Origin of the sequence: Glutamicibacter soli (assembly GCF_052322135.1) — a bacterium.
Classification (GTDB): Bacteria; Actinomycetota; Actinomycetes; order Actinomycetales; family Micrococcaceae; genus Glutamicibacter; species Glutamicibacter soli.
This window is the reverse complement of record NZ_CM125969.1, coordinates 1,814,338-1,832,556: the sequence shown is the minus strand read 5'-3', so window position 1 is coordinate 1,832,556 and position 18,219 is coordinate 1,814,338. Positions and strand designations below refer to the sequence as shown.

20 protein-coding genes are annotated in these 18,219 nt (G+C 62.6%); 12 read left to right on the top strand and 8 right to left on the bottom strand.

What is annotated here, in order from left to right:
* Positions 1-59 precede the first annotated feature (59 nt).
* Entirely contained in the window at positions 60-1,127 is a 1,068-nt protein-coding gene (gene trpD, locus ACTX90_RS08720) for an anthranilate phosphoribosyltransferase (RefSeq protein WP_053799403.1), read from the top strand.
* Between the two features lie 81 nt (positions 1,128-1,208).
* On the opposite strand, the gene ACTX90_RS08715 is transcribed toward trpD, so the two are convergent.
* Positions 1,209-1,490: an Lrp/AsnC family transcriptional regulator gene (locus ACTX90_RS08715; protein WP_047119123.1), complete on the bottom strand. Its 282-nt coding sequence runs from the start codon at positions 1,488-1,490 to the stop codon at positions 1,209-1,211.
* Between the two features lie 162 nt (positions 1,491-1,652).
* Here ACTX90_RS08715 and ACTX90_RS08710 point away from each other — a divergent pair, with 162 nt between their 5' ends.
* Positions 1,653-2,246: a sigma factor-like helix-turn-helix DNA-binding protein gene (locus tag ACTX90_RS08710; RefSeq protein WP_053798081.1), complete on the top strand. Its 594-nt coding sequence runs from the start codon at positions 1,653-1,655 to the stop codon at positions 2,244-2,246.
* A 5-nt stretch (positions 2,247-2,251) separates the two neighbouring features.
* Complete coding sequence (locus tag ACTX90_RS08705) at positions 2,252-2,794, top strand: hypothetical protein (RefSeq protein WP_052772366.1); 543 nt, start codon at positions 2,252-2,254, stop codon at positions 2,792-2,794.
* Here the strand turns inward: ACTX90_RS08705 and ACTX90_RS08700 are convergent.
* Positions 2,774-3,157, bottom strand: coding sequence for a DUF3054 domain-containing protein (locus ACTX90_RS08700; protein ID WP_053798079.1), 384 nt, complete (start codon positions 3,155-3,157; stop codon positions 2,774-2,776). The genes ACTX90_RS08705 and ACTX90_RS08700 overlap by 21 nt on opposite strands.
* A 116-nt stretch (positions 3,158-3,273) precedes the next feature.
* Here ACTX90_RS08700 and ACTX90_RS08695 point away from each other — a divergent pair, with 116 nt between their 5' ends.
* The 3 genes from ACTX90_RS08695 to ACTX90_RS08685 all read left to right on the top strand — a co-directional run bounded on the left by ACTX90_RS08695 (position 3,274) and on the right by ACTX90_RS08685 (position 5,688).
* Complete coding sequence (locus ACTX90_RS08695) at positions 3,274-4,266, top strand: arsenic resistance protein (protein ID WP_424677886.1); 993 nt, start codon at positions 3,274-3,276, stop codon at positions 4,264-4,266.
* 86 nt (positions 4,267-4,352) lie between these two features.
* Positions 4,353-4,916 carry a dihydrofolate reductase family protein gene (locus ACTX90_RS08690; protein WP_120989432.1) on the top strand — a complete coding sequence of 188 codons (564 nt, stop codon included), beginning with the start codon at positions 4,353-4,355 and terminating at the stop codon, positions 4,914-4,916.
* A gap of 181 nt (positions 4,917-5,097) precedes the next feature.
* Positions 5,098-5,688 carry a dihydrofolate reductase family protein gene (locus ACTX90_RS08685; RefSeq protein ID WP_443443888.1) on the top strand — a complete coding sequence of 197 codons (591 nt, stop codon included), beginning with the start codon at positions 5,098-5,100 and terminating at the stop codon, positions 5,686-5,688.
* A gap of 305 nt (positions 5,689-5,993) precedes the next feature.
* Here the strand turns inward: ACTX90_RS08685 and ACTX90_RS08680 are convergent, their stop codons facing one another.
* The gene (locus ACTX90_RS08680; RefSeq protein ID WP_060617011.1) at positions 5,994-6,350 is read right to left on the bottom strand and encodes an ArsR/SmtB family transcription factor; all 357 of its coding nucleotides are present in this window, start codon (positions 6,348-6,350) and stop codon (positions 5,994-5,996) included.
* Positions 6,351-6,677: 327 nt separating this feature from the next.
* Here ACTX90_RS08680 and zapE point away from each other — a divergent pair, with 327 nt between their 5' ends.
* The 6 genes from zapE to ACTX90_RS08650 all read left to right on the top strand — a co-directional run bounded on the left by zapE (position 6,678) and on the right by ACTX90_RS08650 (position 11,309).
* On the top strand, positions 6,678-7,715 hold the full coding sequence (zapE, locus tag ACTX90_RS08675; RefSeq protein WP_160309082.1) for an AFG1/ZapE family ATPase: 1,038 nt from the start codon (positions 6,678-6,680) through the stop codon (positions 7,713-7,715).
* Positions 7,716-7,717: 2 nt separating this feature from the next.
* Positions 7,718-8,356 (top strand): peptide deformylase, encoded by a 639-nt coding sequence (locus tag ACTX90_RS08670; RefSeq protein WP_047119115.1) that lies wholly within the window; start codon positions 7,718-7,720, stop codon positions 8,354-8,356.
* On the top strand, positions 8,356-9,204 hold the full coding sequence (locus ACTX90_RS08665; protein WP_047119114.1) for a putative RNA methyltransferase: 849 nt from the start codon (positions 8,356-8,358) through the stop codon (positions 9,202-9,204). The genes ACTX90_RS08670 and ACTX90_RS08665 overlap by 1 nt, the downstream gene beginning before the upstream one ends.
* Before the next feature lie 104 nt (positions 9,205-9,308).
* Complete coding sequence (locus ACTX90_RS08660) at positions 9,309-9,782, top strand: NfeD family protein (protein WP_047119113.1); 474 nt, start codon at positions 9,309-9,311, stop codon at positions 9,780-9,782.
* Between the two features lie 64 nt (positions 9,783-9,846).
* Positions 9,847-10,773: an SPFH domain-containing protein gene (locus tag ACTX90_RS08655; RefSeq protein ID WP_113606244.1), complete on the top strand. Its 927-nt coding sequence runs from the start codon at positions 9,847-9,849 to the stop codon at positions 10,771-10,773.
* A gap of 188 nt (positions 10,774-10,961) precedes the next feature.
* The gene (locus tag ACTX90_RS08650; protein WP_047119111.1) at positions 10,962-11,309 is read left to right on the top strand and encodes an RNA polymerase-binding protein RbpA; all 348 of its coding nucleotides are present in this window, start codon (positions 10,962-10,964) and stop codon (positions 11,307-11,309) included.
* Positions 11,310-11,458: 149 nt separating this feature from the next.
* On the opposite strand, the gene ACTX90_RS08645 is transcribed toward ACTX90_RS08650, so the two are convergent.
* The 5 genes from ACTX90_RS08645 to tatA form a co-directional block, all read right to left on the bottom strand.
* A complete protein-coding gene (locus ACTX90_RS08645) occupies positions 11,459-12,187 on the bottom strand; it encodes a polyprenol monophosphomannose synthase (RefSeq protein WP_047119110.1) in 729 nt (242 codons plus the stop codon).
* 396 nt (positions 12,188-12,583) lie between these two features.
* Positions 12,584-14,191 (bottom strand): amidohydrolase, encoded by a 1,608-nt coding sequence (locus ACTX90_RS08640; protein ID WP_443443884.1) that lies wholly within the window; start codon positions 14,189-14,191, stop codon positions 12,584-12,586.
* Positions 14,192-14,260: 69 nt separating this feature from the next.
* The gene (locus ACTX90_RS08635; RefSeq protein WP_113606242.1) at positions 14,261-17,047 is read right to left on the bottom strand and encodes a DEAD/DEAH box helicase; all 2,787 of its coding nucleotides are present in this window, start codon (positions 17,045-17,047) and stop codon (positions 14,261-14,263) included.
* 76 nt (positions 17,048-17,123) lie between these two features.
* A complete protein-coding gene (gene tatC, locus ACTX90_RS08630; RefSeq protein ID WP_082344748.1) occupies positions 17,124-17,924 on the bottom strand; it encodes a twin-arginine translocase subunit TatC in 801 nt (266 codons plus the stop codon).
* 75 nt (positions 17,925-17,999) lie between these two features.
* Positions 18,000-18,215 (bottom strand): Sec-independent protein translocase subunit TatA, encoded by a 216-nt coding sequence (gene tatA, locus ACTX90_RS08625; RefSeq protein ID WP_047119106.1) that lies wholly within the window; start codon positions 18,213-18,215, stop codon positions 18,000-18,002.
* Positions 18,216-18,219 lie beyond the last annotated feature (4 nt).

The following is an 18,219-nucleotide window of genomic DNA, read 5'->3' as shown; positions in this document are numbered from 1 at the left end:
CACAACTTCTTAAGACATGAAGTAGAACGATTTCCGTGCTTCTCGTTAGGCTTACATACGTGTCAACGAGCCTTGTAAACGAAAAGTTCCCAACGTGGCCAAATCTGCTGTCCACACTGATTTCAGGCGGCGATCTCAGCCGTGATGAAGCCGGCTGGGCAATGAACGAAATCATGAACGGCGAAGCAAGCGACGTACAAATCGCTGGCTTTTTAGTCGCGCTGCGCGCCAAGGGCGAAACAGTGGGCGAATTGACTGGTTTGGTCGACTCCATGGTGGCCAATGCACGCCCATTGAGCATCAAAGCACCAACTCTGGACATTGTTGGAACTGGTGGTGATCGACAGAATACGGTCAACATTTCAACCATGGCGACGCTCGTCTGCGCTGGCGCCGGGGTCAATATCGTTAAGCATGGCAACCGCGCCTCGTCGTCATCCTCCGGTTCCGCTGACGTGCTCGAAGCCCTCGACGTGCGACTTGATGTACCAATCGAGCGGCTTGTGGAGGTTTACGACAAAGTTGGGATTGCGTTCTGCTTTGCCAATATCTTCCATCCTTCGATGCGGCATGTGGCGAACGCGCGGAGTCAGCTCCGGATCCCGACAGCCTTCAACTTCATGGGGCCGCTCACCAACCCAGCGCTCCCCAGTGCTTCAGCGATTGGTTGTTCAGACCTTCTAATGGCACCGATCATGGCAGGCGTCTTGGCCAGTCGCGGTGTTCGAGGCCTGGTATTCCGGGGCGAGGACGGGCTAGACGAAATGACCACCACCGCGCTGAATCGCGTTTGGGAAGTCCGCGATGGGCAGGTCAACGAGTTCACTTTCGATGTTCAGGATATTGGCATCGCTCCAGCGACGCTCGAGGATCTTCGCGGTGGCGACGCTCAACATAATGCTCAGGTTGTACGCGACATCGTCAACGGTTCCACGGGTCCGGTGCGCGACGCGGTTCTTGTGAACGCGGCCGCTGGCATCGTAGCGTTCAATGAACAGGCCGAGGGTAGCTTCGAAGACCGAATGGCAGCCGCCCTGGACATGGCCAAGCGGTCAATCGACTCTGGTGCCGCGGCCAAGGTGCTAACCACTTGGTCCCAAACCACCACTGCGATAGTCGGTAGGTAGCCACATACCGCGGAAAACAAATCGAGGCCTTGGTTCAACGCATTACAAGCGTTGAACCAAGGCCTCTTTTGGATGGTGCGCTTAGTCGCCCAAGTCCAGGGAGAACGCAGCATCCAGGTCGTGCGTGGAGTACGCGCGGAACGCAATATGCGTCTGGGTCGCTTTGATCCCAGGGATCTTGGAAAGCTTGTTCGCGATAACCTCAGCCAGGTCTTCATGCTTGTGCACGTGTGCGATCGCGATCAGGTCCCAATCGCCGGCAACGGAGTAGACCTCGCGAATGCCTTCGATTTCCGAAATCTGCTGGGCGGACTCAGGAATGCTGTCGGTAGCCGTCTGAATCATTACGAATGCGGTAACCATTGATACCTCTCAATGCTCGTGACCCGCCTACTTTTGGGCCATCCTCTTGACTCAACCTTAGTCGACATTGGGTCAGACTCCAGCTTTTCGAGTACGACCAGAATTACCGAGGTACAAGTTTTAAGATTTGTGAAATAGAAGACAATGTTTTAACATTGTTCCATGATTGTCTTGACTATTGATCAGAGGCGTTCGCGTTCCTCTGACGACAAGGTTGAAGCACTGGTCAAACAGGCCAATGCTACCGTATCGGTGGTCCGCCCGTTCCAGCGAACCGCCGGCGACGAAATCCAAGCCGTGATGGATGATGCTTCGGAAGCGATTCGTCTTGCGGTGATGATGGCGGCTTCGGGGGACTGGAGCGTTGGCATCGGCTTCGGTCAGGTTGAAACGCCCTTGCCTGCCGAAACGCGCGCAGGTCGCGGGCCCGCTTTCGAATTCGCCAGGGTGGCAGTTGAGCGGGCCAAGAACACCAATGCGCATCTAGCAGTGCATGGGCCAACCAATGAAGCGACTCGGTTGGAAGCGGAGTTGCAATTGACAGCTGCGGTCGTATCCAAGCGTCGCGCCACGGCGTGGGAGGCTGGAACGCTGGCTGATGAAGGCATGACCCAGCAACAGATCGCCGCACGTCTTGGCATCACGCAGCAGGCCGTTTCGTCTAGGCTGTCAGCAGCCCTGTGGTTCGAGGCGAACCGCATGATGGATGAGGCGGCCAAGTCGCTTGGCCGCCAATTAAAGCGGATAGGGGAGTAGCGCACGTGTTCTGGACTGCCTGGGTCATTTTGATCGCTGCCACCGGCCTGTCTGTTGCGGCGAGTTTTCTCAGTTACGCAAAAGGACGCCGCGCTTCGATCCGAACTTGGCTTACCATCGCCGCCGCAATACTCGTGCTGGCTGCGCTGGTCTTCGGGCTCATGGGTCACGCGGTCGACGGCAACCAGCCAGTACCGGCCACCCTGGCGATTTCGCTGAGTGTGCTCTTTGCCTTGGCCTTCGGCGGTCCGTTCACCGAATTGGTTTTCACCTTGGCCTCTCGAAATCCCGATCCCTCGGCACAAGAAAAGTCCGATCCGTCGCCGCTGCGTGGCGGGTTGTGGATCGGACTTCTCGAACGTGCGGCGATCGTGGGGACGCTCTGGGCCGGCTGGCCCGAGGGGACTGCGGTCGTCCTGGCCGTCAAGGGGCTTGGCCGATTCGCTGAACTGAAAAACCACCAAGCTGCCGAACAGTTCATCCTCGGGACTTTCGCCAGCGGGCTTGTAGCGGCCGGCGCTTACGGATTAGGCCTGTTGCTTAGCTGAGCGCTTGGCGATCAGCCCTGTGACTAGGCGCCTGCCCAGCAGGAACAGTCCGAGTACCAGCGTGGCAACGATGATGAAGGCCACGGCAGCCGTGTCGTTGAACGCAAGTCGCAACGCGATGCCCAAAGCCACGGTTCCAATCCATATGAGGATTCCGCTGGGCCATAGGTTGTTAATGGTTTTCCACGGGCGCGAGGCCAGGGTCACGATCGCGTAGCCGATTAAGAATGGAAGTGCCGTCCATAAGATCCCGCCAAGCGAGAGCCCGTGCTCATGTTCGCGGCGGCCGAGCAGGGCGAAGATAACGATCAGTACAAGGTCAATGGCAACCCAAGCGGGCCACTGACGGATTTTTTGAGCCATGAAATTATCCTAGGTTCTTCTTCCAGCAACAACGAATCAATTGATTGCCCGGACGGTGTTGCGGTGCGGCGGCAGAGGCCGGAATCACGGCACAGGCAAGAGAGGCGGATCCCCGAGTGTTGGAGCGCACCAATCGTACTTTTCAAAAGTGGCAGGTGCCCTTGTACCTGCTTGCGGTGGCGGCCGCCGCGGCGTTCGGCCTGATGCGACCTCAGGCGGCCGCCGAGCTGGATTCAGGAATCAATCCGGTTCTCGGCCTGTTGCTCTTCGCGACCTTTCTCGCCATTCCGCTGACCCGGCTCGTCGGAGCTCTGCGCAACATCCGGTTCCTCCTGGCCGTGGTGATCCTGAACTTTCTTGCGGTTCCGCTGGTTGGCTGGCTGCTGAGCCGCGTGGTTGCCGCAGATGCCGAATTGCTGATCGGCTTGCTGCTGGTGTTGCTCGCACCGTGTGTCGACTACGTCATTGTGTTCACCCGGATCGCCGGGGGAGCGGGCCACCAGCTGCTGGCGGCCACGCCTGTATTGATGCTGCTCCAGGTGGTCCTACTGCCCGTCTATCTGTCCTGGTTTGCCGGCGGAGCATTGGGTGAGGTCGTCACCCCCGAACCGTTCGTCCATGCATTCACGTGGCTGATAGCAGTTCCGCTGGTTTCAGCCATGCTGGTGCAGCTTTTGGCCCGCAGGTTCAGATCGGCCGAGGTTCTCGAGGATCTGATGGATTTGCTCATGGTGCCGCTGATGATCCTCGTACTGTTCCTGGTGGTGGCTTCACAGGCCAGTTCGGTCAAGGCCGATTTCTCCCGTCTGTTGGCGGTCGTGCCTCTCTACGTGCTTTTCCTGGTCATCATGCTGCCCTTGGGAAAGGGAATCTCACGCATCTTCAAGCTCGCAGTGCCAGCTCGGCGTGCACTAGTCTTCTCCGGTGCCACGCGGAATTCGCTGGTCGTCCTGCCGTTGGCCCTGGCCATGCCTGAGCCATTTGCCCTGGTGCCTGCCGTTGTAGTGGCACAGACGATCATCGAACTTCTCGGAATGCTGATCTATGTCAAGGTGGTGCCTCGACTGATTCCAGAGAAGCTCGGTCTGGGCAGTTCATCGAATTCCTGACCGCCCTCGGCGGATCCAGCCGCCCTGGCTGAATACCCGTCCGACGGGTCTAGACTGGGCAGACCAATCAGAGGGGAGTACCAGCCATGGGCCGCCTGATCTACGGCATGAATGTGAGTCTGGACGGCTACATCGCCGATGCCGACGGGGATATTTCATGGGGCGTTTCCACCGAGGAGCTATTCAGATGGTGGCTTGAGGAAGAACAGTCGATGAGCCTCATGCTATACGGGCGCAAACTGTGGGAAACCATGAGCTCGTATTGGCCCACGGGGGACCAGGCCCCCGATGCCCGGCCAGACCAGGTTGAATATGCCCGCAACTGGCGGGACACTCCCAAAATGGTGTTCGCTTCCGACAGCCTTCCGCTTGATTGGAATACGAGGCTGTTTACCGGTGATGCAGTAGCGGAAATCCGAAGGCTCAAGAAACAGTTCATCGGCTCCATCCGCATCGGCGGTGCATCGCTTGCCTCCGCTGCCATGCGCGCGGGCCTGATCGATGAATACACCCTGGTCACGCATCCGGTGCTTGTCGGAGGCGGCACCCCGTTCTTCGCCTTGATCGACCGGTATATACACCTCGAACTCGTGGAAACCCGAGTCTTCGACGGGGGAGTGACGATGGGTAGGTACCGGTTTGCGGGTTGAGCGCATGGACCGGTTGTCGCGGCATCCTGGAAACCCGCACCCGGCAATTCACAACTGCCACACGTTCATGGTTGCTTTCTGGCCCCGGTCGGTACGTGGACGCGAGTTACTGGGCGTCTTCTGGCGGGGCTTCAAGGCATCTGGAAGCCTGTAATCCAACTCACCGTACAAGGAGCTTCGCATGGGTCGCATAGTCGCCGTGAATTTCGTCAGTATCGACGGGGTCATGCAAGCGCCATTGTCGGCAGAGGAAGACCGTGACGGTGGGTTCACTGCTGGAGGCTGGGCCGCAGCCGCAGGTGACGACACCGTGGACGCCGTCATGCGCAAGCTGACGACCTCCGCAGCTGGCATACTGTTGGGCCGAAGGACCTATGACATCTTCACCGAGGCTTGGTCTCAGGCGGATGCCGCCGACCCTTCCATCGCGGCAATGAATCGAATGCCCAAGTATGTCGTCACCCGGAACACCGACCGGCTTGCATGGGCCAACAGCCGGCGGCTCGGGGGAGACCTGGCCTCTGGAGTCCGCGAGGTCCGGGAATCAACCGAAGGTAGGCTGGTCGTCTTCGGTTCGGGCCAACTGGTGCAGGCCCTGGCGAAAAACGACCTGATCGATGAATACACGTTACTTCAGTACCCGATCGTCCTCGGATCCGGCAAACGACTTTTCGGCGTTGACCGCCACCGCACGGACTTTATCTTGTCAGGCTCGCTGATTTCACCAGCTGGCGTCGCCATCTTGACCTACCAGCGATCTGTGAATTCCTGAACGCAGGACGCAGTTCTTGTTCCGGGATGGTGAACGGTGCGGCCCAGGATCACAGCGGCACGGCTGCCTGGCGACAGCGCTGGATCGTCGCTGCCGATCAATCACTATGCGCAGGAATCCACTGACCTGAGGCCGTCGCCAATCGATGCTCGCATGCACGGTTAAACCGGCAGTACCTGGTCGGTTGGGGAGCGTCAGATTTCCACTACTTTACATAATGTAGATTATCGGCTTATCGGCAATGTCCGTAGAAGCCACTGCATTCCCTGTTTTTATCGCGTTTCAGCAACGTGAATGAATACGCGCTACGAAGCTTCACCATCGGCCTGCTGCTCCATGCGGTACCGCGCAAAGTCCAAAGTCTGGCGGATGAACTCTCGTGCACGCTCGTCGCGCATCGAATAGATCATGTGACGCCCGGACTTGCGGGCTTGCAAGACTCCAGCCGTCCGCAGACGTGTCAGCAGCTGGCTGACGGTCGACGGCGTCACGCCAACCTGCTGGGCCAATTCGGACAACGTACGGTCCTCGTGACATAGTGCCCACAGGATCTGCAGCCGCGCCGGGTCGGAAAGAGTCTTGAGCACCAGCACGGACATATCCAGCAGGTCGCTGTCGATAATTTGGTCGCGCATCGGTTCAGCCACAGATTCACTGGTCATGACGCGCGCTCCCAATCATCCAAATGGCACCGAGACCTTCCCGGAGCCGATACATGCTTCCCGTTCGCAAGTGAGTCCATTATGGTCACGCAAGCGGATAAAGCGATAGGTTCAAGGAAGAGATCTTAGGAATCGTCACTGTATTCAGCTCTCCCGCACCTACTCCCCTGAATAAATCTTCTTGTTCGAATTAACGTAATACGACTCTGACGACTGCGTTTCTGCGCTATTGACGTCCTTTGGGTGTTCTAGGTTTCGATCGGCGTGGCACGGAGCACGTAAATTGGCCAACCACGCGCCAGATGGGAAGATTTATATATGCCCTCCATGCCCCCGAAAACAGCACCGGCCAGAGAGCTTGAGGCCCGGATTCTATGGAATATCGAAGGCCATCAGCTGTCCCCGGACGCACAGCAGCTGCGGTTGATCGGCACTCTCAGCTCGACCGCGGCCAGCGGATTCTCGGGCGACCTACACGGCGCCTATATCTTCGGCCCGCCGGGGCGTGGAAAGACGCTGATCATCAATGCGCTGGTTGCCTCGTTGCCGCCGCAAACTACAGCGAGGTTCCACTTCCACGAGTTCTTCCAGAACCTGAACTCCCCCAAAAACCGTGTTCCAGGCCAGCGCCTGGGCGCGATCTTCAGCCAAGGCTTGGCGCGTGAGCTCAAGGGGCTGCAGATCCTGGTCTTCGACGAGTTCCACTGCACCGAACCCGGCGACGCGATGCTGATGGTGCGGTTGGTCAAATACTGCGCGGAACATTCGATCTTCCTGGTTGCCACCTCGAACTACGAACCGGAAAAGCTGCTCGACGACGACGCCTTCCACCACCTGGTGCAGCCCACCATCGCAGCGATCCGCGAGAACTTTGCGGTCTTCGAACTCAATGGAGCCGTCGACTACCGCACGCTGGATTCTGATGATCAGGAATTTAAGCACGGATACCGTGCGGGAACCCTGTCGGTGGGAATCAACGCCGAACCGGGCTCCGAGCTGCGCGAGTTGATCCGGATCGGCTACGACGAGATCGGCCCTGCCTGCGTGGTGGGTGAAACCATCTGGATCAGCTTCGCCCAGTTGTGCGGCACCCGACGCAACACGGCGGACTACCTCGAGCTGATCCAGCGATTCACCCGCTGGCACATCACGGGAATCCCGGCCAGCCTGGGCCTGCCCATGGACGAGGAGCGCCGGCTGGCGAACGTCCTGGACATCTTCTACGACCGCGACATCGAGCTGCACCTGTACACCGCTGACAGGCTCGAACACCTGGGCTCGATGCTCCACGACACCGAACGCGACCGGCTGGCCTCACGCCTGGCGCAGCTGAAACTTATTGAACTTGAACGGATGGGCCTGTAACCATGAGCATCACCTACTCCCCCGAAGAACTCGAAAACCTGGTCGTCGAGGTGCTCAGCCAGGCCGAAGACAATGTGGTGCCGATCGTCCAGCTGGGACACCCCGTCCTCCGCCAGCCGGCCGTCAGCTACACCGGGCAGCTGCCCAAGGAACTGCTCGACGAGCTGCTGGCCGTCATGCGCCACACCATGTACGACGCCCCCGGCGTTGGCCTGGCCGCCCCGCAGATCGGCATCCCCCTGAAGATTGCCGTGCTCGAAGACCTCTACAACCTGCCAGAAGACATGGCCGCCGAACGCGAGCGAGAGCCTCTGGAATACTTCGAGATCTTCAATCCGAGCTACGAGGCGCGCGGCGCACGCACGGCCGAGTTCTACGAAGGCTGCCTGTCCTTCGACGGATTCCAGGCAGTCGTGACCCGGCCTGCCGACATCCGGGCCATCTACGAGGACCGCGACGGGAAACAGGTAGTCCGCGACTTCTCCGGCTGGCAGGCGCGGATCGTGCAGCACGAAACCGACCACCTGTACGGGACCGTCTACATCGACAAGGCGGCCACCCGTTCGCTCATCAATGAAACCGAACTGTGGCGCCACCAAGGGCTCTCGGTGGCCTCCGCCAGAGAAACCCTGGGATTCTGATGCAGGACGCCACCACGCTGCTCTGCCCCCTTTGCCGCGGCGCGCTGGAGCTGTCCATCGCACCCCGCCGCACACTGGCCTGCCCCGCCGGCCACCGCTATGACGCGGCCAAGCAGGGCTACTTCAACTTCCTGACCGGCAAGGGCACGAACTTCCTCGAAGACACCTCGCCGATGGTGCTGGCTCGCGAGGCCTTCCAGAACCGGGGGCACTACGCGCCGCTGGCCGCCGAACTCGCAGCCCTGGTCGCAGCGCACCATCCCGCCGACCAGCTGGATATCATCGACGCCGGCGCCGGCACCGGCTACTACCTGGGAGAAATCCTGGACCGCCATCCGGCCACTCGCAAGGACGCGCTGGCCATGGACATCTCCCGCTTCGCCATGCGCCGGGCCGCCAAGCTGCCGGACACGCTGGCCGTCGTCTGGGATGTCTGGCGCGAGATCCCCAGCCGGGATGAGTCCCGCGACGTCGTGCTCAACTGCTTCGCGCCGCACAACCCGGCGCAGTTCCGCCGCGTCCTGCGCCCGCAAGGGCTGTGCCTTGTCGTCACCGGAGCCGCTGACCATCTGGAAGAAGTCCGTGAGCCGCTGGACATGCTGTCGATTGCCGGCGGCAAGCAGGAGGCACTGGTCGAGAAGTTCGGCACGGAGCAGCTGGCCCATCTGGGATCCCGAAACCTGAGCTACGCCATGGAACTTGATCCGGAGGACCTGTTCAACCTGGCCTTCATGGGACCGGCCGGGCACCACCTGTCCCCCGAGGTGCTGCGCGCCAAGGCCGCGTCCCTCGGAAGTCGCACCGTCACAGCATCCTTCGACGTACATTTATTCGTCCCGCAGGGCTAGAAAATACCCCAAAATGACTACACCTTTCCCCTGCTGATTACGGCAGAATGGAGAAAAGGCCACTCGCAACTGGCCCTTGATCTATTTGAGCAAAGGTGGAAGCCATGACAACGGCGGAATGGATCGTCAGCAACGCATGGGTCATCTGGCTCGCGGTGTTCCTGCTGCTGGCGATCATCGAGATGCTTTCGCTCGACTTGTACTTCATCATGCTCGGCGTCGGGGCCCTTGGCGGTGTCGCGGTCGCGCTCTTGGGCGGCCCCATGTGGCTTCAGGTCGTCGTCTTCTGCGGTATCTCCCTGCTGATGATCCTGCTGGTCCGACCCATTGCCGTGCGACACCTGAAAAAGTCCCCGGACGGTTTCCGGACCAATATCGAACGCCTGATCGGCGAGGACGCCTTGATCCTGGAGCCGACCTCGCGCCTGTCCGGCTCGGCAAAGATCCACGGAGAAATCTGGACGGCCCGCTCCGAGGCGAACTCGCCCACCATGATGCCCGGCACCTACGCGGTGGTCCGCCGCGTCCAGGGCGCCACCGCTTATCTGGAGCCCGCGCCCCAGGCCCCGGAAAGCTGACCCGCCATAGCGGCTTTCCGCCCCATGTTTTATCACTCAAGCACAAGGAAAGAGAGTACAAACCATGTCCGGTAATGGCTTTGGCTTGACCATCGTCCTTGTCGTTCTGGCGATCTTCGTGATCGTCGTGCTACTACGCAGTGTGCGTATCGTGCCTCAGGCACGAGCGGGCATTGTGGAACGCCTCGGCAAGTACAACCGCACCCTCAATCCGGGTCTGACCCTCCTGATTCCCTTCGTGGACCGGCTGCTCCCGCTGCTGGATCTGCGCGAGCAGGTTGTGTCCTTCCCGCCCCAGCCGGTGATCACCGAAGACAACCTCGTCGTCTCCATCGACACCGTGGTGTACTTCCAGATCACCGAGCCGCGTGCGGCCACCTACGAAATCGCCAACTACATCCAGGCAGTTGAGCAGCTGACCACCACGACGCTGCGTAACGTCGTCGGCGGCCTGAACCTGGAAGAGGCCCTGACCAGCCGCGACCAGATCAACGGCCAGCTGCGCGGCGTGCTGGACGAGGCCACCGGCAAGTGGGGCATCCGCGTCTCGCGCGTCGAGCTGAAGGCAATCGATCCGCCCCTGTCGATCCAGGACTCCATGGAGAAGCAGATGCGCGCCGAGCGTGACCGCCGCGCCGCGATCCTGACGGCAGAAGGCACCAAGCAGTCCGACATCCTGACGGCCGAGGGTGAGCGCCAGGCGGCCATCCTCAAGGCCGAGGGCGACGCGCAGGCCTCGATCCTGCGCGCCGACGGCGAGGCCCAGGCCATCCAGAAGGTGTTCGACGCAATCCACGCCGGCCGCCCGGACCAGGAACTGCTGGCCTACCAGTACCTGCAGACCCTGCCGAAGCTGGCCGAAGGCACCTCGAACACCCTGTGGGTGATCCCTAGCGAGCTGACCGAAGCGCTCAAGGGCATCGGCGGAGCACTGGGCGGAACGGGCGCTGACAAGAGCCCGACCGCTCCGGGTACCACCGAGGGAATCTGATTCCCCGGGTGATCCGAACAGATCAATAACCACGCTGCGGCGAGGTGCGAAGCTTGCACCTCGCCGCAGACGCGTATAATGGATGTTTTGGTGCGAAAATTTATCTTCCCCCACTTGGGATGGAATTATTTCAGCGCGCCAAACGTTGGTACGTGTAGCGAATTTTTTAGACATCGCGGAGGGAAAACATGAGCGATCGCAGCCTACGAGGCATGCGCCTGGGTGCACAGAGCATGGAATCTGAGGCAGGTGTGGAGCCGGCTGCCCGTCAGCGCGTCGAATACCGTACCGAAGAGGGTGAAACCGTCTTCATCGTCTTTGCCGCCGAGGCAGAGATCCCGGCAACTTGGACCACCAAGACCGGCAAGGAAGCCAAGCTGGTGCACGGCGAGGCCAAGGCCGAGGAAGCCAGCAACGAGAAGCCTGTGCGTACGCACTGGGACATGCTGCTGGAACGCCGCAGCGAAGAAGAACTTGAGAAGATTCTGGCCGACCGCCTGACCCAGCTGCGCACCTCGCGCGGCGAAGCCGTCTAGGCAGCAGCGGCACTGCGGGCCGGTTCCCCTTCCGATTCGGAAGGGGAACCGGCCCGCAGTCTTTTAATGCCCGGCATGGCCGGGCGCAACAATGCGGCGGCCGCGAAGCCTGGGCTTCGCGGCCGCCGCGAGTGGTTTGGGAGGGGATGCTACTTGCGGGAAGTCAGCTTCTTCCAGCGGGCGCCAAGACCCCAGCGGGTCACGTTCCACATCGCTTCGAAAACGATGTTGCCGCTCATCTTCGACGCGCCCAGTTCGCGCTCCACGAAGGTCACCGGGACCTCGACGATGCGCTTGCGCATCATGGCCACGCGGAAGGTCATGTCCACCTGGAATCCGTAGCCACGCGACTCGACCGCGTCGAAGTCGATTTCCTCCAGGGTCTGGCGCTTGAAGGCACGGTAGCCGGCGGTGATGTCGCGCAGCGGCAGGCCGAGCATGGTGCGCGAGTAGAAGGAGCCGCCGCGGGAAATGATCTTGCGCAGCAGCGGCCAGTTCACGACCTCGCCGCCCTTGACCCAGCGCGATCCGATGACCAGGTCCGCTCCGGCGGCGCTGGCTTCCAGCAGGCGCGGAAGCTGCTCGGGCATGTGCGAGCCGTCGGCGTCCATCTCAACCAGCACGTCGTAGTCGCGGGCCAGAGCCCACTCGAAGCCTGCGATGTAGGCGGCGCCCAGGCCGTCCTTGCCGGTGCGGTGCAGCACATGGATGTTGCTGTCCTCGGCGGCCATCTTGTCGGCCAGTTCGCCGGTGCCGTCGGGCGAGTTGTCGTCGACGATCAGTACGTCCGAGTCAGGAACAGCACTCCGGAGCCTTCCGACCGTCAGCGGGAGGGATTCCAGTTCGTTGTAGGTCGGAATGATCGTAATGACGCGCACTCGGCGGCACCTTTCTTGGTAAACGGCTGCAATGAGCCCTCAGGGGGCACGGGGGCATGCCCGGAATACTGCGGTATGAGGGCTGATCCAAATTCAAAGTATACTCACCCGGCACGGCGGGCATCGCCCCAGACACAGGAAAACGCAACGATCCCCAGTGACTTCGGCCCTATTTCACAGGTTGGAAAACTTGGGAAATGTTATCTAAGGTCACCGGGGATCGCTATTCAAATTGCGTCATTTCGAACACAATGCTGGGTGCATCACGAAGAGGCGCTTAGTACAGCCTAATGGGTGACCCACCCAGGCTGTCAACCGACTGGTGACCAGAATCTTCGTCTAATATCTTCAAGTCAGACAAAATATTGCGAATTTTCCGCAGACACGCCGCGGCGGCTACAGCGAGGCTCCCGCCGCGGCTTCCAGCTGGTCGAACAGGATCCGCCCGGCGCGCACGGTGCGCAGGCAGGCGGGGATCTGCTCATCGACGACCGGGAGCATCGGGGTGCCGGCGCGGGCGTCGGTGCTCCAGGAGCTGATGCGCACGTCCGGGGTCTGCACTGCCAGCTCCGAGGCGCTCCACACGGCGAAGGTCGCCGGGGCGCCGATGACCAGCTGGCCGGCCAGCGGGTTGTTCTCCCCCATGGCGCGGTAGGTGGAGCGGGTCTGGGCCAGGAAGGCGGCGCGGGCGGAGATGCGGGACTCGGCGTCCGCCATGTTCATCGCAGCGCGCACGATCTTCCAGCCGTCCACCTCGGTGACCGGGGCGTCAGAGCCCAGCACCAGCGGCACGCCGGAAGAGAGCATCGCGGAGAGGTTGTTCATGCCCTGCGCGCGCTGCCCCAGACGAGCCTGGTACATGCCGCCCTCGCCGGCCCATGCGGCGTCGAAGGCAGGCTGCATGGAGACCATGATCGAGTACTGCAGCAGGCGCTGGCGGGCGGTGTCGTCCACCATCTCGGCGTGCTCGATGCGGTGGCGGCACATCTGCAGCTTGGCGGTGCCGATCTGCTCGGCGGCCAGGTCGAAGGCGTCCAGCAGGGTGTCCAGCGCGCCGTCGCCGATCACGTGGAATGCGGCCTGGATGCCGCGCTGGCTGCAGGCGACCAAGTGGGCGGCAATCTGCTCGCGCTCCAGGTAGAGGGTGCCGCGGGTGCCCGGAGCATCGGAGTACTCCTCGCGCAGGTAGGCGGTGTGGCTGCCCAGCGAGCCGTCGACCCGCAGGTCGCCGCCCAGGCCCAGCACGCGGCCGGCCGGGAAGCCGCGCATCAGCTCGTCGGCGCGCTCGACGTCGGAGACCAGTTCGCCCCAGAACGCGTAGACCGCAGGAAGTTCGCCGTTGTCCAGCGCCAGCAGCTCATCCAGCGCGGCGCGGCCTTCCAGGTGCGGGGCCGCCATTTCCACCACGGTGCCGAAGCCGCGCGAGGCGTAGTGCTCCAGGGCCAGGCGCTGGTAGTCGGCGTCGGCGGCGGTGCCGGCCAGGGCCTCGCGCACCGCGTCGTGCTCGGCGCCGCGCACCACACCCGAGGCGATGTCGCCCAGGTCCAGCTCGTCGAGCAGCTTCCGGTTGATCAGGGCGCTGTGCACGTCGCGGCGCACCAGATAGTAGCCGCGCCCGTCGGCGGCGGCGGTCAGCTCCGTCTCGCCCGGCAGTTCCGGCTGGGCCCACGAGGAGTTGTCCCAGCCCTGGGCCAGCACCAGCGAGGCCGAGGCGCGGGCGCGTTCGGAAACCAGCGCCAGCAGCGCGGCGGCGCTGTCGGCGGTGCCAAGGTCGGCTCCGGCCAGCGTGCGGCCCAGCGCGGCAAGGTGGGTGTGCGACTCCACGAAGGCCGGGGTGATCAGCGCGCCGTACAGGTCGATGACCTCGTCCACGGTCTCCGCGTGGCGGCCCGCGGCCTCCTCACCGCCGATCCAGGCCACGGTGTCGCCGTCCACGACCATCGAGGTCGCGAACGGGTCAGCGGCCGAATACACCGAACCGTTGCGGTACAGGGTTTTTGCCATGAGCTAACTTCCTTTTCATTGCAAGCCGCCGGGGCGGGCCCGGCGCGAAAAATCTGCGGGTGCGGCGCGCTAGTCCAGCACGTTCGAATAGGCGACGACGCCGCGCTTGATGCTGTCCGCTGCCTGGTAGGCGCCGCGCACCAGCTGAGGAGGCAGGTCGGTGTTCTTGGCGAACTGGTCAAGGGTGTCGATGACCTGCTTGGCCCAGCGCACGAAGTCGCCCGGGGCCAGGTCGGTGCCGCGCAGCGCGCTGTTCAGGCTGGAGCCGCGAGCCCACTTGTACATCGGCCAGATCAGCCCGGATTCCGGCGGGGCGGTGGGCTCCAGGCCCAGCGCCTCCTCGGCGTCCGAGAGCGGGCCCCAGATGTTGATGGTCTGGGTGAAGATGTCGGCGATCTTCTCGGTGGGCATCTTCGGGTCCGGCCTGTCGTAGTCGCGCCGGCCCTGGTAGACCAGGAAGGCGACCACGGCGCACAGCTCCTCGGCTTTCAGCCCGGTCAGCTTGCCGGTTTCCAGCACCTGGCTGGTGAGCAGGTCGCGTTCGCCGTAGATGCGGCGCAGGCGCCGGCCGGCGTCGGTGATGCTGAAGTCCTCCCCGCCGGAGCTCGGGACCAGGTAGCCGAACTGTTCCAGGACCTTGCAGACCTTGTCGAACTGGGTGGCAATCGTATTGGTGCGGCCGCGGATGTTGCGCCGGGCCTTGTCGGTGTCCTTCTTCAGCTTCCAGTAGCGGTCGGCCCAGCGCATGTGGTCCTCGCGCTCGGAGCAGGCGTGGCACGGGTGGTCGCGCAGTTCCAGGCGCAGCTTCTCGATCTCGCGCTCGAAGGAATCCGAGCCGTCGAAGTCGAAGCTCTGCGCGTCCTGGCGCGGCGGGCGGTGATCGTAGATCGCGTTGCGCAGCGAGGAGGCCAGGTCGCGGCGCTCCTTGGGGCTCTTGCCGGTGAATCCCTTGGGGATGCGGATGCGCGAGACGATCTGCAGCGGCCCGTTCAGGTCTTCGGAGGAGAGCCGGCGCAGCTGGCCTTCCTCGGTCAGCACGGTGTGTCTCGGGTTGTACATCGCCTCATCCAGCGCGACGATCACCGCGCGGCCGAAGCGGCGCCCACCGGGCAGGTCCACCACGTCGCCGCGGATCACGGCCTGCAAGGAGCGCTCGGCGGCCGAGCGCCGCTCGTGCCGCCGCGACTTCGCGGCGGTCTTCTCCAGCGCCGCCAGCTCGCGCTGCAGCTTCAGGTATTCGGTGAAGTCACCCAGGTGGCATTCCATGGACTTGGCATAGCCGGCCAGGGACTCTTCCTTGGAGCGCACCTGCCGGGCCATGCCCACCACCGAGCGGTCCGCCTGGTACTGGGCGAAGGAGCTTTCCAGGATCTGGCGGGTCTGCTCGCGGCCGAACTGCGCCAACAGGTTCGTGGACATGTTGTAGGTCGGGCGGAACGAGGAGTTCAGCGGGTAGGTGCGCCGCGAGGCCAGTCCGGCCAGCGCCTCGGGTTCCATGTCGGGGTTCCACAGCACGATGGAATGGCCCTCCACGTCGATGCCGCGCCGTCCGGCGCGCCCGGTGAGCTGGGTGTACTCCCCCGAGGAAATCTGCACGTGGGATTCGCCGTTGAACTTGACCAGCTTTTCCAACACCACCGAGCGGGCCGGCATGTTCACGCCCAGGGCCAGGGTTTCGGTGGCGAACACTACCTTGACCAGGTTGCGGGCGAACAGGTCCTCGACAATTTCCTTGAAGATCGGCAGCAGGCCGGCGTGGTGGGAGGCGAAGCCGCGCACCAGCCCGTCGCGCCAGCTCCAGAATTCGAGCACGTCCAGGTCCTCGTTGGGGATCCGGTAGGCCACCTCGTCAAGCGCCTGCGCGATTTCGGCGGCTTCCTCGTTGGTGGTCAGGCGCAGATCCGCCATGGCGCACTGCTGCACCGCCATGTCGCAGCCCTTGCGGGAGAAGATGAAGAAGATGGCCGGCAGCAGCCCGGCGCGGTCGAGCCTGGCGATCACCGAGGAGCGCGAGACGCGCTGGCTGAGCCCGGGCGCGCGCTGCGGCCCGCGGGCCGGTCCCCGGCCGCGTCCGCGCTGCACACGCCCGCCGGGGCTGTGGCTGCGCACGAGCTTGCGCAGTTCGGGGTTGACGCTGGCCTTGATGTCGCCCTCGGCGACCTTGTCGAACGCGACGTCCTCGGCGAACAGGTCCACCAGGTTCGGGCCGACCATGACGTGCTGGAACAATGGCACCGGACGCACCTCGGAGACGATGATGTCGGTGTCCCCGCGCACGGTGTCCAGCCAGCCGCCGAATTCCTCGGCATTGGAGACGGTGGCGGACAGCGAGATGATCTGCACGTTGGAGGGAAGGTGGATGATCACTTCTTCCCAGACCGCGCCGCGGAACTTGTCCGCCAGGTAGTGGACCTCGTCCATGATGACGTAGCCCAGCCCGTCCAGGGTCTGCGAGTCCGCGTAGAGCATGTTGCGCAGCACCTCGGTGGTCATCACCACGATCTGCGCCTCGGAGTTGATGGAGGTGTCGCCGGTGAGCAGGCCCACCTTCTCCGGGCCGTAGACCTTGACCAACTCGGTGAACTTCTGGTTGCTCAGCGCCTTGATGGGCGTGGTGTAGAAGGCCTTGCGGTTCTCGGCCATGGCCTGGAAGATCGCGAACTCCCCCACCACCGTTTTGCCGGCTCCGGTCGGAGCTGCCACCAGGACGCCGTGTCCCTCGGCGACCTTGCGGCAGGCCTCGGCCTGGAACGGATCCAGGTCGAAGGAGAGGGTTGCCCGGAAGTCCGGCAGGCTGGTGCCGAATTCGACCTGGCGCGCCTTGGAATTCGCGTAGCGTTCCGCGGGGGAAGTCACAGGGGCCGTTCACTTTCTGGAAACGGTGTCACCCGCTTCCGAAAACACGAGGTGGTGGTGTGCGCCGCAGCGGAGGCTACAGCTTGGAGTTCGGTTCCTCGATGGTGCTTGGTGCGTCGATGTCCGATACCGCGCCGGAGGCGAGGCGTTCGTTCTCCGCGTCCTGGATCTTCTGCTTCTTGGCGCGCTTCTTGTCATTGATGTAGCAGAACAAGGTGGCTGCGGCGAAGGTGATGAACAGCGGGCCGGCCAGCGCGAACATCGTGATTGCGTCGCCGCCCGGGGCCGCCATCGCAGCGACCAGGGCTATCAGGAATACCGTGATGCGCCAGTTCTTCAGGATCACCTTGGAAGACAGCACGCCGACCATGTTCAGGCCCACCATGAGCACCGGCACCAGCATGGCCAGGCCGAAGGCCAGCAGCAGCCGGAAGACGAATGGCAGGTAGCTGTCGACGGTGACCAGGATCTCGGAGTTTACCGGGGTCAGGCCGATGAAGAAGTGCAGCGCGAACGGCAGGATGAAGTACGCCATGGACACGCCGAAGAGGAACAGCGGAACCGCGACGGCCGCGAAGGCCATCGACATGCGGCGTTCTTTCTTCTTCAGCCCCGGGACGATGAACGCCCAGATCTGGTAGATCCAGACCGGCGAGGAGATCACCAGGCCGACGAACAGCGCGACCTTGATCATGATGTCGAACGGCGACATGACTGCCGTGAAGTTGACCGCGCCACCCGCGGCGTTCACCGGGGCGATGATCAACGCCAGCAGCTGGTCATAGAGGAAGAAGCCGGCGATGGTGCCGAGCGCCAGAGCGATCAGCGACTTGAACAGCCGGTTGCGTGCCTCGACGAGATGCTCTTTGAGAGACATCCGCCCTTCGTCGTTTTTGACCCGCTTCTTCTTCGTCCGCGGGGGTTTCTTAGCGTTAGTTCCCACTGAAAAGGTCTACGAGTTGTTCTTTTCGTTGGGATTCGAGTCATTGACGGTTCCGTCAATGGTCTCCGATTTAGGGTCGTCGTCCTTCATCTGGCGGACTTCCGACTTGAAAATGCGCAGCGACTGGCCCATTGAACGCGCCAGTCCTGGAAGCTTCGGCGCGCCGAAAAGCAGCAGCGCCAAAACGATAATGATGACCAAGTGCCATCCCTGCAAGCCACCCATGTGG